Raw genomic sequence first — 14,318 nt, 5'->3', positions numbered from 1 at the left:
ACTCACCCGTCCGCCACTAAGTACCGAAGTACTCCGTTCGACTTGCATGTGTTAAGCATACCGCCAGCGTTCATCCTGAGCCAGGATCAAACTCTCCGTTTTGCTGAGTGTTTGTTTAGCTCTTTGACTGTTTTATAACCTCAGTCTGGTTCATTATTTGACTGACGCGCACAAATTGCTTTATACTTTCTTTCAAACTATAATCTTTTCATGGTTCGATCGCCTGACGAGTCAGCTTTTGAACGCGCTCGCTCAACCGGCACTTATTTAATATAGCGAGTCCACAATTTGTTGTCAACTATTTTCGGAAAATAATTTTGAATATTTTTTTGTAAACGCCTCAAATGTATTCACAGCGGACACTTTAAGCGACAATGAATAATGCACGCTCGCTCATCGAGGATTACTAATACGTGATTTTTCAGTCGGTAATTTAGATTTGATGATCCTGCACGATCGCACTCCACTTCTGATTGTTTGGCGATCGCTATTACTAACCATCGCCTACGCTCTTGCCGGAATTACCAAACTACAATCAATATCTTGTATCTCGGCACAACCGCTAAGTGCCATCGCGACATCTAGCTCCGAGCGTAGTAGTTCGATGACGTGAGAGACACCAACTTCTCCTGCTACAGCGAGTCCCCAAAGGATAGGTCTTCCTAAAAGTACAGCTTTTGCCCCCAATGCCAAAGCTTTAAGAATGTCTGTACCCCGACGGATACCACCATCTACAAGCACTTCTGCTTTGTTACCGACTGCGGCAACTACTTCAGATACTGCATCAATTGAAGCGATCGCACTATCGAGTTGTCTGCCACCATGATTAGAGACGATCACCGCTTTAGCTCCATGCTCCGCTGCCCTTAAAGCATCATCCCCACGTAAAATCCCTTTAATCGCTAAAGGCAGTGGTGACAAAGACTGCACCCATTCCAAATCTTTCCAAGTCATGGCTGGGTTAAGTTGTTGAGCAAAATATGTAAATAAGCCAGATTCGCCGCCTTCATGAGGAATTTTTAAACCTGACAAAGTTGCTAGATTAGCCAATTGCAAGCCAGGTGGTAAAGTAAACTCGTTACGCTTGTCTCGTTCCCGCTGACCCAAGACAGGAGCATCCACGGTCAGACAAAGCGCTTGATAGCCAGCAGCGCAGGCACGTTCTATAAGAGCGCGGGTTAATCCTCGGTCACGATGAACATAAAGTTGAAACCATTGGGGACTAGCAAGAGTGTTTTCATAACCCGCCACTGCCACATCTTCAATACTATAAGTCGCCATCGTACTCAAAACCATACCAATACCTGCAATTGAAGCAGCTCTTGCAGTAGCAAGTTCTCCATCTTGATGAGCAAGACGCTGAAATGCCATTGGAGCAATGAGAAGTGGCATTTGAATAGACTGTCCTAAGACTTTCGTACTCAGATTGCGCGAACTTACGTCTACTAGCATCCGGGGTCTAATCTTGAATCGCTCAAAGGCAGCTCGGTTATCTCGTAAAGTTACTTCATCCCATGCACCACTACTGTAATAGTCAAGCACCTTTTGAGATAAAGCGTTAGTTGCTAGCTTTTCGTATTCAAATAAGTTAATCGGTTTGAGTTGGGTATTGTTGTCTTCAATATTGTGTCTGTAAAGGTTGTCATGCATCGTTTTCATCCTTTTAGGCAGCAACTTTCGCTCTAGTGGTAATTGTAAAGCTGCTGCGATCGCGCTTCTGAGCAAGAATCTCGTTGCTTTATATCCCAACCACTGAAAATATATATATGAGGCGATCGCATTTATAAAAATCGAGTGGATGATTGTCGCTATTGCAACGCATCTCCACTCGTAATTTTTTGCATCAAACTGCTTCTACTTTACACAGCTCCGGCACAATTTAACGCGATTCAGTTCCCTGATTCGGGCTACCTGCTACTGAATCTTCTCCGGGTGCTTCTGGTTTTGCCGTAGATTTGGCATCACTCTCAGCAGCAGTGCCAGTTTTGCGACTCTCTTCGTCGATAGTGGTTTGATAACCACCTGATGCATCTGCTGTGTTATCTGGAGTTTTGGTCTTTTCTTCTTCAGACATAGTTACATTCCTTTTGTTTATTCTTTAGCATCATTTTAAGAAGCTAGGAAGTGCAATTTCATCTCTCTAAAATGTAGTTCTAGCTGATTCCTCCATCTGTCGGAAGGATGATATAAAACTCACTTATATTGAAATATTTGGGCAAAAAACTGCTTCATTGCTCGCGACGATCGCTCGTCTGCATTTTCGTTGTAAGCTACTTTCTTGGAGGGATCGTCACCTGACTCTGGATTAGTGAAGCCATGCACTGCCTGTAGATAAGATACAAGTTGCCACTTTACATTAGCTTGTCGCATTTCTGTTTCAAAGGCTTTAACTTGTTCTTTAGGCACAAGCGGATCGTTAGCACCATGCAATACTAATACTTTCGCTTTGATATTTTTGGCATCGCTGGGGTTAGGGGTATCAAGGTTGCCGTGAAAACTAACTACTCCAGCAATATCCGCACCACTGCGAGCAAGTTCTAATACTGTACCACCTCCAAAACAGTAACCTATTGCCGCAATGCGTTTAACATCTGCTAATGAATTTTGTTGTAAAACTTGTAACCCCGCAGTAGCGCGATCGCGCATCAATTTTCTATCTTGACGAGAAATAGTTGCTTGTGCTGCCGACTCTTGGGGATTTTTTGGTCGAATTCCTTTGCCATACATATCAATCGCAAAAGCGACATAACCAAGTTTAGCTAATTCCTGTGTGCGTTTTTTCACATAAGATTGCAATCCATTCCATTCATGAACAACTAATACACCAGGGCGTTTTCCTTGAATAGCGTCATCGTATGCCAAATAACCTTCTAAAACTGCATTGCCGTGTTTGTACTCAACAACTTTCGTTTGAATAACTGCCAGTGTCGTGTTGAAGTTAATAATATAACCACAGGCGTAACTAAAACAGAAAATAAGAATTTCATAATTGCTGCAAAATGCCTTTTAGGGTAGTTTATGGCAAAAAATGATTATTTAAAAGGACTGTTGGGTGGGCACTTCGATCGCGATTGCGGCTAGGCTGCACGCAAGCCTTTGCCGCTATCAACAGCAACCATCACTTATTGCCTCTAGACACTCGCACCGACCTGCTCATCTGATGCCGTTTTCTGCTTTTCTTGCTGTCGGCGTTGCCGTTCCCGGTCAGCTTCTGTCTCAGGAATAAGCTTCGTTAAGAGGGTAGCGATTAGAGGTAGGAAGCCAATCACGATCGCAACGCCCAAAATATTAAACAGCATCTGGGCATTAGCAACTTGCCGTCCTACTCCTCCTTTGCCAGAGATTGTCTGAGCTAGTTGGACGAGTTGAGGCGCAAAAAGAATTCCTACAGCGACAGTGAACAGATTAAACAAAAAGTGAAAAACGCCGGTTCGTAGAGCCGCACTCCCCCGACCAATGGTAGCCACTAGGGTATCAGCACAGGTGCCAATTTCCGCACCCAACATAATTGCTACCCCCGCAGGCAGAGCAATTAAGCCAGAACTTGCCAGGGTAATCACAATAGCAACCGTTGCGGAAGAAGATTGAATGATGACGGTAACAATGGCTCCGACTAAAGCACCCAAAAGAGGATTATTACCCAAAGTTTTCATCCAATTGATGAACGGATCGTAGTCTCGGAAGGGCTTCATCGCTTCGTCAATTGCCTCTAACCCATAGAACATTAAGCCAAACCCCAACAAAATGATGCCGATGGTTTTCAGGCGCTGTGTTTTTCCCACAAATAACAGTAACAGCCCAGCAAACATCAAGATGGGAATGTACAGTTCAATATTAAGGGAGATGATCTGCGCCCCGACTGCTGTACCAATGTTAGATCCCAGTACCACACCGAGGGATTGCACGAAGTTCAGTACGCCAGCACTTACCATCGCGATTACCATGATGATTGTCACCGACGAGGACTCTAGCAGCGTTGTTGCTACTGCTCCAGTTAACACACCAGCAAAGCGATTTGTGGTACATTTGCTCAGAAAATTTTTCATGCGCTCTGTCCCTAGGTCTTCTAGTCCTTCAGACAGACGGGTGACACCGAAGATAAACAGCACTAAACCCGCCAACGCGCCCATCGCCATTTTGAAGAAGTCAATGACACCCTCTTTCTCTTTTTCTGAGTCTCCGGGTGGAGGGGGAGCCTGAGCAATGTTAAATTGGACAGTTGCTAGTACACTTTCAGGCGCGATACTTTCTTGGAGTGGCTTTGCCAACGCCTGGACAATGCTAATCTCTGAGGAAAGTGAGCCGACTATTGGTAAGTGCCCCAAAAGAGAGGGGTAGAAAACTAACGTGATAACAAAGAAAGCAATACTCAAAAATTTGAGGAATTTCTTATTGAGTCTTTTCAAAACAAACACAGTTACTCCTTGAGATTTCTACGTTTCTCTTCGGTAAATACGTGTATCCATATCCACACATAGAGTTACACAGGTGTTGTGCTTACTAAAAACAGATACACTCAAGATAGTATTGCTATAACTTTTACAAGCAAATTTCTTACTACAATAGTTATACAGAAGAGTTAAAGCTTGATTAATTCAAGGTTATGTTATGCAAATAATATCAAGTTTGGTTGAATAGTGTTTAATAATACAAGTATGTATTTAACAGTTGCGATCGCCTAGGACTTACGCATTGACAAAAATTCGGCTTATTATTCTTCGGTCTTGACACAATAGAAAAGCAATCGAACCTTTTGAAGAATATCAGCCATTTATCAAATTAATGGATACCTTGGGGGATAACACGCTACTCGGTGCGAGAGTTGGAGCGTTGTTTACAATGTTGGTGAAATCCTCCTTTGCTACGGTTGCGATTATTGTGACTTCGGTTAGTCAAGGCTTAATCTCGTTATCGGCAGGCATAGCATTGATGCTGGTGGGGAAGTTGGTACATGTGCTGATACACTCTTTGCGATGATTGGATGCGATCGCCCAGCAATGCGAACTGGTGTGTTTAATTTTCAATAGACCTATGAGCAAAAGTCATACGTTATATGGAAGAAGTAGGTGAGAGCGGGCAACATATATGACCTATCAACAGGTAAAACAGCTCAAAACTGAAGAATTCAAACGGTTGTGTAGAGTGCGTCCGGAGACTAATACTTGCGATGGTGGAGGTAGTACCAGAGCGATCGCCATCATTTTTACTCAAACTGTCCCAATGTCGCTTTGAACGGCCCAGAGCGATCGCTACTAATCGCTCTGAAGTGCGATGGGCTTTCGCCCCGCCGGAGGCGATCGCAAAATTTCAAGCAGATACGGTGAGTGGGATGCCCGCAGCCTTCCATTCTCCTGCAAAGACGCTACGCGATCCGTTGATGGTATCGCCCAAGCTGAAGAGATTGCTAAGACAAAACTGGCTGGAATGTAAAGCGATCGCTTCGGCCGTAGCACCTTGGGATTTCTGGAAGCAACCGGAGCGGGCGATAAGCAAGTCAAGGTGTTACACTGCACAACTCGCTTTCAAAGAAAAAAGACGATAAATTAATAACTCAAAAAATTTGGTCGATTTTCATTTATTTGAACTAAATTTCCTTCAATAAGTCGAAGATGTGACATCTACTTAATTAACAAAGTCGCGCCACATCCCAGTCATCGAGTAGGAATCACTAATTTGAATTGGGCAAAATTCCTGAAAACCGTACCGTTTGTAAAATGAGATATTACGAGAATTAGAAGACACAAGATAACAACCAAATTTTTTTGTATCGGCATAATTCAGAACTGGTTTTAACAAACTCTCGCCAATTCCTTTTCCCCGTGCTTCTGGTTTCAGAGCAATAAAAAACACTTCGCAATGGGGAGCTTCGGGTTCGCTCGCACCAACTTTTTTGATTAGTTCTTCAAAACGTTTTCCCGATTCCCAACCGCAAAAATCCGATATCGTCGAAATAATTTCAGTCAGAATTTGTTCAAATTGCTCGTTAAAAATTTCTACTTCCGCAGGATACCAAATACAGGCTCCTTGTTCCTCTGGCGCAGTAATAATTTCACCTCGCTCCATTGCATCAGTTACGAATAGCTCAAAGAATGCATTTAAAGCCTGGAATTTATTCGCATTTTCACCAAAAATCAAGGCAAAACTAGGGTCATCAATAAAACCCTGTGTCAAAATTTGTGCGGTTTTTTGAATTTGTGTCTGAGAATGTTTCAACATCAGATTATGACCTCTGTTGATATTTTTTGCTTAAGATTCCCTACAAAGATTATAACCGTTCACAGAATTTCCAAACGTTACTAGGCTCTTATGCAAGCGACTCACTAGAAAACGTAGTTGAAGCCAAAATATACGTCCAAAACTTCCCTGTAGTTGGACATTATCTAAAACTTAAAAATATATTTTGTCAATACGTCTAAATATATAGATTAAGTTTATCAATAATGAAAATTATCGTATACGCCAGGGGCAGCAATCAAATAGTTAGACTTTTGCCGACTATGCCCGAAGCGTTCACGAAGTGGCGGCTTCCGCATCGCGGCAAGACTCTTCAAAAGTACTGTAAGTTTAGCGATACAAGCACCTTGAACGTAGTTCCATCAAAGTTTTGCCCGCTTCATAAAATGCTCGTTTTACCTTGCGTTCTAGAAAAAGGCGATCGCTTTGCTTATCAAAAGCTAACTCCGTAATTTCACTGTATTAAATTATTATATTTTATATATAAATGTTGTTAATATTTAATATCGTAATGTAGGAAAGTCAAGCCGCACAAGGAAAACTTATTAATTTTATTCCAGTACTCTAATAATTAACAATCTAGAAATTTAGCCTTTTACTTCTATATATGTTGTATATTATACTTAAAAAGTATTATGATACTTATTGTATAAGCAATTATATCCTTCCAATCAAATATACTTCCTAAAGCAACAGCTAAAATCTTATTATTTTGCAATCCCAATTTATTTACAAAATGAAAATATTGGAAATTTTCAATAATACAAGAGAATGCTAAAACTGATAAAGCGATAATGGATGAATGTATATTCAAAAAAGCTCTGACAAAGCAAGAAATTAATATAACTACTAAAATATCACCCATAAAAGGACGGATAAAACTATCATTTAGAAAAATTGCAATACATATCTCTATTAAAAATAGTATAAGTGTGAAGTATAAATATTTTTTGTTGAAGGTAAACATAGCAATAGATAGCGTTCAATAAATATCTGTTTGACTATGGCATATAATATTTATGCTGCCTTACGAAAAAGTAACTTCAACACCAATTTGTAGTATCGCTTACACTTAGAACAAAAAGTTGAGCGTGCATTTTATCAAGCTGGTAATGCCTTAGAAGAGTTACACAAGGAAAAGAGGACAAAGCCATATTTGACACCCGTGCAAGAGAAAGTTCTTGCTGTTATTGAGCAGGAATATGGCATCAAGTAAGGGTTATTTGCTTGCATGGTAGAAATATAGGCATCGCTCTGCAGTTTTAATCCCTAGTAGTGCGATCGCAAAATTTCAAGCAGACATGGTGAGTGCGAGCGCTCTGAAATTCTGGGTGCAGTCAGTCAACTATTTGGTCAATCGGTCAAAAGTAAATATATTTAAAGATTTGTTCGCCCACCTTTCCAATTTGCGGCTGTTACGCAGTTTGTTTAGGCGATCGCACGTTCATAAACGCCTGGGGGTGTGTGCTGTTAATTATGAGCGCCCTTGGAATTACAGAAAAGCATATCGATAAACTTACTCTCTTGAGCGATCGCTTAACTAAACTCCAGTTGCAACGTCTGAAGTATTCCACCCTGACCCCCTTGTGCTAGATAATGGTGACGGTGTTGAAAAGAGGTAGAGAAGATACCGTTGGCAACTTTTGACTCTTTTGATGATAAGACCCATTAATTAGTTTTCAGTGAGGGCAGCATCAGGCTTTTTAACTTTTGTAGTTCATTTGCCAACATGAAAAGAGCTGCTTCAACCCTAAAAAATGAATTGAGGAAACATGACTTTAGTAACTCACCGTTTCATCGAAACCAACGGCATCAAGATGCATATTGCCGAACAGGGGCAAGGTCGATTGGTCATCTTGTGTCACGGCTTCCCAGAATGTTGGTACTCCTGGCGGCATCAGTTACCGGCATTAGCTGAAGCTGGGTTCCACGCGGTAGCACCAGACCAGCGCGGCTATGGACAGACCTCAAGACCGGAACCAATTGAGGCATACCATATTTTACAGTTGGTTGGTGATATTGTTGGTCTGGTTCATGCGCTGGGTGAGGAGCAAGCAATCATTGTTGGACACGATTGGGGTGCGCCTGTTGCCTGGCATTGTGCCCTACTCCGTCCAGACATCTTCCACGCTGTCTCTCTGCTGAGTGGGCCCTATGCACCCCGCAGTTGGTCAGACATTCGACCGACAGAAGCAATGAAGTTGATGGCAGGCGAGCAGGAATTCTATCAGCTGTACTTTCAAGAACCAGGTAAAGCTGAGGCGGAACTAGAGTCTGATGTTCGCGCTACCATACGTGCAATTCTCTACTCCGCCTCAGGAGATGCACCACCAGAAAAACGCTGGCGCGTCCTATTTAACAAGTCGGAGAAGCCAATAGACACAAGTAACGTACCGGAGCAACTTCCGGCTTGGTTAACAGACCAGGATATCGACTTTTTCACCTCTGAGTTTGAGCGGACTGGTTTCCGGGGCGGGTTGAACTGGTATCGAAACATTGATAGAATGTGGGAACTAACACCGTTTCTTAGCGGCGCAAAGCTGCGCCAGCCAACATTGTTTGTGGCGGGAGAAGCAGATCTAGTGATCACAATGTACCGTCAAGCATTCGACACCCTAGAGGAAAACGTGCCCAACCTGAAGCAGAAGGTATTGCTACCAAAGGCTGGTCATTGGATTCAGCAAGAACGCCCAGTTGAAGTTAATAAATTGCTCATCGAGTTTCTAACAAACCTCCAAATCGACAAGTCGATTACCTAAAAGTTCAACTAGTCCTATCATGTGCTTGTTGGATATAGCCAAAAATGTAGACATCCCAAGATGTACGCTCCGAACTCGCGCTTCGAGCGCCATTAATGTGGGGATGTTTCCCGCCGCAGCCAACTTTCTATAAGACGTGGCAGGACTTTGGACGAGAGTGTTATTGCTCCTGAAGTACGCAGATGAGGGAACCGACGCCTATATAAAAAGTGTGATGAGGCGCACATAACTCTAACAGCAAGCTAATGGCGAGTGTGCCAATATTACTTATTACTGGTCGTGTGGCTGCTGCGATCGCCTGAGAAATCATGCAACAGTGCCATCAAAGCGGGAACTACAGTTGGAGTCAAAATAGTGGAAAACGCTAACCCTCCAGTTAAAGCAATTCCTAGACCTTGATATAGTTCAGATCCCTGTCCTGGAAAGATTGCCAGCGGGATCATACCCAAGACGCTGGTGCCTGCGGACATAAAGATGGGACGGAGGCGATCGCGAGTAGCATTGTAGAGCGATTCATCGTACTTTTGCCCCTCCTCCTGAAGTTGTAGCACTCGCTCCACAATCAAGATGGCGTTATTCACCACTACTCCAGTCAAAATCAAAAACCCCAATCCGGTAATCATATCCAAGGGCACAATCACGCCAGGAATCCAGTTGGCAATAACCAGACTGAGCAATGCTCCGGTTAAACCCATTGGTACGGTTGTCATAATCACTAGCGGATAGAGAAATGAACGATAAAGGGCAACCAGTAGCAAATAGGTAATAATCAGCGAAAATACAAAGGCAGAGGCAAGTTGCCCCACAGTTTCGGAAAGGCGATCGGCAGATCCAGCCAGTTCCACACGAAATTCCGGCGGCAATTTGCTTCGTAATGGTGTCAAGATTTTACTCTCGGTCTGATTGACAAGTTGTCCTAATGGTGCATCAGGAGTCAGGCTGACGGTTAGAGTGGTAGAGCGTTCTAAATCCACATGATTAATCACACCTGGACCAGTTGTTTCCTCCACAGTTGCCACATCTGCAAGCTGAACTTGTCCCCCTTGAGCAGTAGTCATTGATTGCTGACTATTCTCTGTTAAGAGCACTTGAGGAATTTGAGAACTGTACAGCGACAACTGGCGTAACTGTTCCGGTGTTTTGACAAAGACATTTTGTAACTGCACAGTCACATCTAGTTCTTCTTTGCCATCGACAAACTCAGAAGCAAAACGTCCTCCCAGCGCCGCTTCGACCATCGCCCCGACTTCTGATTCTGACAAACCCACTTCCGAAAGTCGGGCGCGGTTGGGAATGACTTGCAGTTGGGGAGCGCCGTTAATTGAGTTAGAGCGAGCATTGGCAACTCCCGGCAAGGCTGAGATTTGTTGAGTCAACTGTTGCTCTAGCTGCCAAAGTTGTTGCAGGTCTGGTCCAACGATCTGCACCTCAAACGATTTACCCGGATCGTTGAAGATGGGGAACCGGATCGGAAACATAAATTTATAACCCGGATAGCCAAAGCTTTGAAGAGTTAAGCGTTGTACCATCTCCGCCAGCCCGCCGCCGGTAGCCGATTCTGGCTTCAGGCTGATGCCAATTCCGCGAAACTGCGGAAAGTGGACAAAAAATGTGTTGGCGATTTCAGATTGCTGTTTAAGGAATCCTCTGGCAGGCACAGACAGTTTGACTGCCTCTGGGACACTGGTTCCGGGAAATGTCTCAGTCAACCAAAAGACAAAATTGAGGTTGCCTTCTGGTAAATAGTCTGCTGGAGGCAGCAAGAAAATACTGGAAGCCAGCAGCACAATCGGAATGGACAGCAACGCCAACCTGCGCTTGAGCCGACGCGGACCTAACGCCCAACCTACCGTTGCCAATAAAAAGCTTTCTAACTTGCTTTGCAGTCGTCGAAACACGAACGAAGTCTGCATGACCGATCGCTCCAACCAGTTGCCGCTAGCTTGCATCTGTAGTTGAGAATCACTAGATCCTAATTGAAACGTTTGCTGTGCTTCTGCTGGGTTGAGAAACAGACTCGCTAACATCGGCAGCAACGTCAATGATGCAAACATCGATAAGACAGCAGCAGCGGTAATTGTAATTGCCATATCGACAAACAACTGTGAGACTTCACCGGTCACCAGCACCAGCGGCGCAAATACTGCCACGTTTGCCAATGTTGCCGCCAAAATTGCCCCGCCGACTTCTTGGGTACCGTCGATCGCCGCTTGCAGGCGACTTTTCCCCTGCTGCATGTGGGTAAAGATGTTTTCAACCACGACGATCGCGTTATCGACTACCATCCCTGCCGCAAACCCCAACGCCGCCAAACTGATGATGTTGAGCGATCGCCCCAGCACTGCACTGACGGTGAACACTACAATCATCGCAATCGGAATGCTAATGGCAACCACAACAACGGTGCGGAGCGAACCCAAAAACAACAGCAATACTGCGATCGCCAACACTCCACCCGTAATTAAGTCGCCCCGCACGTTGGACACCGACTGGTCAATGTACGTACTTTCATCGTAGGTAACATCAAACTCCACCCCTTTACCCTGGCGATCGAACTGTGCTTGCAAATTTGCTAATGTGGTTCGGACTCCCTTAGACACTTGCGGCACATTTGCTCCCACCCGCCGGATGATGCCAACCCCAGCAGAAGGGGCATCGTTGAACAGAAATGCACTGTCCTCGAACTTACGCCCCATTTCCACCTCAGCGACATCGCCCAGATAGACTGTTCCGGCATCGTCGCGCCGCAGGACAAAGGTTTTGAGTTGATCTAACTTTTGCGCTCGGTTGACTGTTCGCACCTGATATTCGCGTTTTCCTAGCACCAACGGACCGCCCCGGATATCGCGATTATTGGTTCTTAGCGTGTCGGTGATGTTAGTGAGGGTAAGATTGCGATCGCTTAAAGCTTTCGGATCGACTAATATCTCCACTTCCCGTTCCTGTCCGCCGAAAATAAAGAACCGACTCGTCCCTTCTACTCGTCGCAGTGCCGGTTCAATCACTTCGTCAATCAGGTCGCGGTAGCGGTTAGGGTCAGTTTGATAGCCCGGTTTTGGCTTTAGCACGATCCACATCATCGGGTTGTTGTTGCCGCTAGCAACCTGCACATCCGACTCGCCTGCTTCCTCTGGTAGCTCTTCCACCTGCTGTAATTTGTTCAGCACATTCACTAAGCGGGCATCGACATCGGTGCCCCAGTCAAACTTGATTGTGATGGTGCTAACCCCTGATAAACTTTGGCTGGTAATTTCCTCAACGCCTTCGATTTCCTCCAACACATCTTCAATCGGACGAGTAATCAAATCTTCTACTTCTGCGGGGGCTGCACCGATGTAGGGTGTGGTAATCGTAATTTCTGGGCGATCGCCTCCTGGTTGTAGTTCCAAAGGCAATCTGAACAGGGCGATCAACCCAAACATCGCCAACAAACAGAATAAAACAAAGGTGCCATGCCGCCAACGGATAGACGTTTCAATGAAGTTCATGATTATTGGTTTGTGTTTTGTTCAACAACCTGCACAGCCGCTCCAGGCATCAGCGCTTCACTGCCCCGCACCACGACGGGTTGCCCGACTCGCAACTGACTGCTAGAAATCGCCATTGTTTCGCCCATATCAACGATTAATTTCACCTTCACCTCTGCTGCTTTGTTATCGGCAACGGTGTAAAGCAGCCAAGTTTCATCGCGCCGAACCAGAGCATCGCGGGGAACGACAAAGCTAGATGGATCGACCTGCAACTGTAGCTCTGCGGCGATCGCCATTTTGGGCAACAAATTCTGGGGTGGATTCTGCAATCGCACCCGTACCATTTGCCGCCGTGATGCTGCATTGGCAACCGGAACCACGCTGCTAATCCTGGCGCGTCTGCGCCAGTTGGGAATAGCACGAGCAGTCAGTTCTACAGGCAAACCGGGGGTGACGCTGCCGCTGAGTTGCTCTGGTAATTCCAGAAAGACATCCAACTCGTTGCTATTCACCAGCGTTAGCACCGGATCGTTACTCTCAACTAAATCGCCCATACTCACGTCCCGCGATCGCACAATTCCACCTGCCAATGCTTTGACTTGAGTCCGTGCTAAAGTCAGTTGTGCTTGATTGACCGCAGATACTGCGGCGGCGACGCTGGCTTGTTGAGCGGCAATTTCTTCACGGGTAGGACCTGCGGTGGCTTCCGCCAGAGCCGCTTCTACTTTCAAGCGTTCGGCTCGTGTCGCATCCACCATAGCTTTTTCCTCTAATAGTGCCTTCTCACTGATTGCCCCTGCTGCCACCAACTCTTGGTAACGTTTGAGATTCTGCTGCGCCTCTCGCTCTCGCGCTTGGACAGAGCCGAGTTCGGCTCGACGCTGGGAAATGATTTCCGGTCGGGTGCCTACTTCCAGACGCGCCAGTTCGCTGCGCTCCTGCGTCAGCTTTGCCCGTGCTTCTGCCAATGCTAGCTGCTGATCTGCATCGTCTAATGTGGCAATTGTCATTCCCGGCATGACGCGATCGCCCACCTCTACAAAAACCCGCTTCACCGTCCCTGCTGTTTGGGTGCGGAGCGTGGCGCTTTTAGTTGCCTCAACTTGCCCTAATAACTGGATGCGTCTAACGCCTTCGCCTCGTTTCAAGGCAACGGTTTCCACTGGAGTTGGCGGCAGTCCTTGAGCCATTTTAGAGGGCGCAGGGGCACTAGCGGTAGTAAATGTCCGCCAAACAACCACACTGCCACCCAAGAATAGCAGGAGTGCTAGCAGCCCAAGCTGCAATCGGTTTAGGCGGCGCGATCGCGCTGAAGGTTTTGGTGATAAATCCTGGGGTTCAGAAGTTTTCATAGTTAACGAAGCACCTCTGATTAGGTACGTGGATGAATTATACTCGTTATCGGATCGAGCATGACTTTAGATATGTTCTGCCCAGTCAGGAAACTCCGGTAATAACGCATAAACCCAGACAATCCCGTGGATCGATGCATGTAAATGAACCCGCACTGAATAAGCATTACTCAGTATACAGCGGGCATCAACCTTTACAGCGTGGCTAAAAGCAAATACTGCTGCTGCAACCGCCTGTGCCGCCCTGAGGGCGGTGCGGTTTGAATTTTCAGATGACATGACGGAGACTTTTTGGTTTGTAGCATGTGACTAATAGCAAGCAAACTATCTTTTGGCAATTATACTACTAATAATACAAATGTAGTTTAGCAACTAATTTGCCTATTGACCCAAAGTTGATGTGCGATTCGTTGTTAGCCGAATCCTGGTAACCAGTCCAGACATAAGCTAACCAGCCAGAAATGGTTGAACTCCAGACAGGATGGAGGTGCAAGCCCTCCCCC

At 45.4% G+C, this 14,318-nt stretch carries 11 protein-coding genes, 1 rRNA gene and 1 pseudogene; 3 read left to right on the top strand and 10 right to left on the bottom strand.

The features are described from left to right. The 5 genes and pseudogenes from AABK37_RS36055 to AABK37_RS36035 form a co-directional block, all read right to left on the bottom strand. A 16S ribosomal RNA gene (locus AABK37_RS36055) occupies nucleotides 1-102 on the bottom strand; the annotation flags it as partial. Between the two features lie 402 nt (nucleotides 103-504). Then, complete coding sequence (locus AABK37_RS36050) at nucleotides 505-1,650, bottom strand: alpha-hydroxy acid oxidase (protein ID WP_432556255.1); 1,146 nt, start codon at nucleotides 1,648-1,650, stop codon at nucleotides 505-507. A 229-nt stretch (nucleotides 1,651-1,879) separates the two neighbouring features. Further along, a complete protein-coding gene (locus tag AABK37_RS36045) occupies nucleotides 1,880-2,074 on the bottom strand; it encodes a hypothetical protein (RefSeq protein WP_432556254.1) in 195 nt (64 codons plus the stop codon). Between the two features lie 119 nt (nucleotides 2,075-2,193). After that, nucleotides 2,194-2,987: pseudogene (locus AABK37_RS36040) on the bottom strand (dienelactone hydrolase family protein). 144 nt (nucleotides 2,988-3,131) lie between these two features. After that, nucleotides 3,132-4,325, bottom strand: a complete 1,194-nt coding sequence (locus tag AABK37_RS36035; protein WP_432556253.1) for a Na/Pi cotransporter family protein — start codon at nucleotides 4,323-4,325, stop codon at nucleotides 3,132-3,134. Between the two features lie 457 nt (nucleotides 4,326-4,782). Here AABK37_RS36035 and AABK37_RS36030 point away from each other — a divergent pair, with 457 nt between their 5' ends. Together AABK37_RS36030 and AABK37_RS36025 are read left to right on the top strand one after the other, a co-directional pair. Next, on the top strand, nucleotides 4,783-4,977 hold the full coding sequence (locus tag AABK37_RS36030) for a hypothetical protein (protein WP_432556252.1): 195 nt from the start codon (nucleotides 4,783-4,785) through the stop codon (nucleotides 4,975-4,977). Between the two features lie 190 nt (nucleotides 4,978-5,167). Continuing rightward, nucleotides 5,168-5,542 carry a hypothetical protein gene (locus tag AABK37_RS36025; RefSeq protein ID WP_432556251.1) on the top strand — a complete coding sequence of 125 codons (375 nt, stop codon included), beginning with the start codon at nucleotides 5,168-5,170 and terminating at the stop codon, nucleotides 5,540-5,542. An 80-nt stretch (nucleotides 5,543-5,622) separates the two neighbouring features. Here the strand turns inward: AABK37_RS36025 and AABK37_RS36020 are convergent, their stop codons facing one another. Beyond that, nucleotides 5,623-6,216, bottom strand: coding sequence for a GNAT family N-acetyltransferase (locus AABK37_RS36020; protein WP_432556250.1), 594 nt, complete (start codon nucleotides 6,214-6,216; stop codon nucleotides 5,623-5,625). 619 nt (nucleotides 6,217-6,835) lie between these two features. Beyond that, a complete protein-coding gene (locus tag AABK37_RS36015) occupies nucleotides 6,836-7,201 on the bottom strand; it encodes a DUF2809 domain-containing protein (protein ID WP_432556249.1) in 366 nt (121 codons plus the stop codon). Nucleotides 7,202-8,081: 880 nt separating this feature from the next. On the opposite strand from AABK37_RS36015, the gene AABK37_RS36010 reads away from it, so the two are divergent. After that, the gene (locus AABK37_RS36010) at nucleotides 8,082-8,993 is read left to right on the top strand and encodes an alpha/beta fold hydrolase (RefSeq protein WP_432556248.1); all 912 of its coding nucleotides are present in this window, start codon (nucleotides 8,082-8,084) and stop codon (nucleotides 8,991-8,993) included. 263 nt (nucleotides 8,994-9,256) lie between these two features. Here AABK37_RS36010 and AABK37_RS36005 read toward each other — a convergent pair whose 3' ends face one another. The 3 genes from AABK37_RS36005 to AABK37_RS35995 form a co-directional block, all read right to left on the bottom strand. After that, complete coding sequence (locus AABK37_RS36005) at nucleotides 9,257-12,481, bottom strand: efflux RND transporter permease subunit (protein ID WP_432556247.1); 3,225 nt, start codon at nucleotides 12,479-12,481, stop codon at nucleotides 9,257-9,259. Between the two features lie 2 nt (nucleotides 12,482-12,483). After that, the gene (locus tag AABK37_RS36000; protein WP_432556246.1) at nucleotides 12,484-13,815 is read right to left on the bottom strand and encodes an efflux RND transporter periplasmic adaptor subunit; all 1,332 of its coding nucleotides are present in this window, start codon (nucleotides 13,813-13,815) and stop codon (nucleotides 12,484-12,486) included. 66 nt (nucleotides 13,816-13,881) lie between these two features. Then, the gene (locus AABK37_RS35995; protein ID WP_432556245.1) at nucleotides 13,882-14,094 is read right to left on the bottom strand and encodes a hypothetical protein; all 213 of its coding nucleotides are present in this window, start codon (nucleotides 14,092-14,094) and stop codon (nucleotides 13,882-13,884) included. Nucleotides 14,095-14,318: the final 224 nt, after the last annotated feature.

This window comes from Tolypothrix sp. VBCCA 56010 (assembly GCF_050875635.1).
Classification (GTDB): domain Bacteria; phylum Cyanobacteriota; class Cyanobacteriia; order Cyanobacteriales; family Nostocaceae; genus Hassallia.
The sequence above is the reverse complement of the archived record's forward strand: the minus strand, read 5'-3'. Positions and strand labels throughout refer to the sequence as shown.

Bases quoted from the DNA above. Each gene is read 5' to 3' on its own strand.
- AABK37_RS36030 (WP_432556252.1), top strand. From the start codon at position 4,783: ATGGATACCTTGGGGGATAACACGCTACTCGGTGCGAGAGTTGGAGCG.
- AABK37_RS36050 (WP_432556255.1), bottom strand. From the start codon at position 1,650: ATGCATGACAACCTTTACAGACACAATATTGAAGACAACAATACCCAA.
- AABK37_RS36045 (WP_432556254.1), bottom strand. From the start codon at position 2,074: ATGTCTGAAGAAGAAAAGACCAAAACTCCAGATAACACAGCAGATGCA.
- AABK37_RS36015 (WP_432556249.1), bottom strand. From the start codon at position 7,201: ATGTTTACCTTCAACAAAAAATATTTATACTTCACACTTATACTATTT.
- AABK37_RS35995 (WP_432556245.1), bottom strand. From the start codon at position 14,094: ATGTCATCTGAAAATTCAAACCGCACCGCCCTCAGGGCGGCACAGGCG.
- AABK37_RS36000 (WP_432556246.1), bottom strand. From the start codon at position 13,815: ATGAAAACTTCTGAACCCCAGGATTTATCACCAAAACCTTCAGCGCGA.
- AABK37_RS36020 (WP_432556250.1), bottom strand. From the start codon at position 6,216: ATGTTGAAACATTCTCAGACACAAATTCAAAAAACCGCACAAATTTTG.
- AABK37_RS36005 (WP_432556247.1), bottom strand. From the start codon at position 12,481: ATGAACTTCATTGAAACGTCTATCCGTTGGCGGCATGGCACCTTTGTT.
- AABK37_RS36025 (WP_432556251.1), top strand. From the start codon at position 5,168: ATGGTGGAGGTAGTACCAGAGCGATCGCCATCATTTTTACTCAAACTG.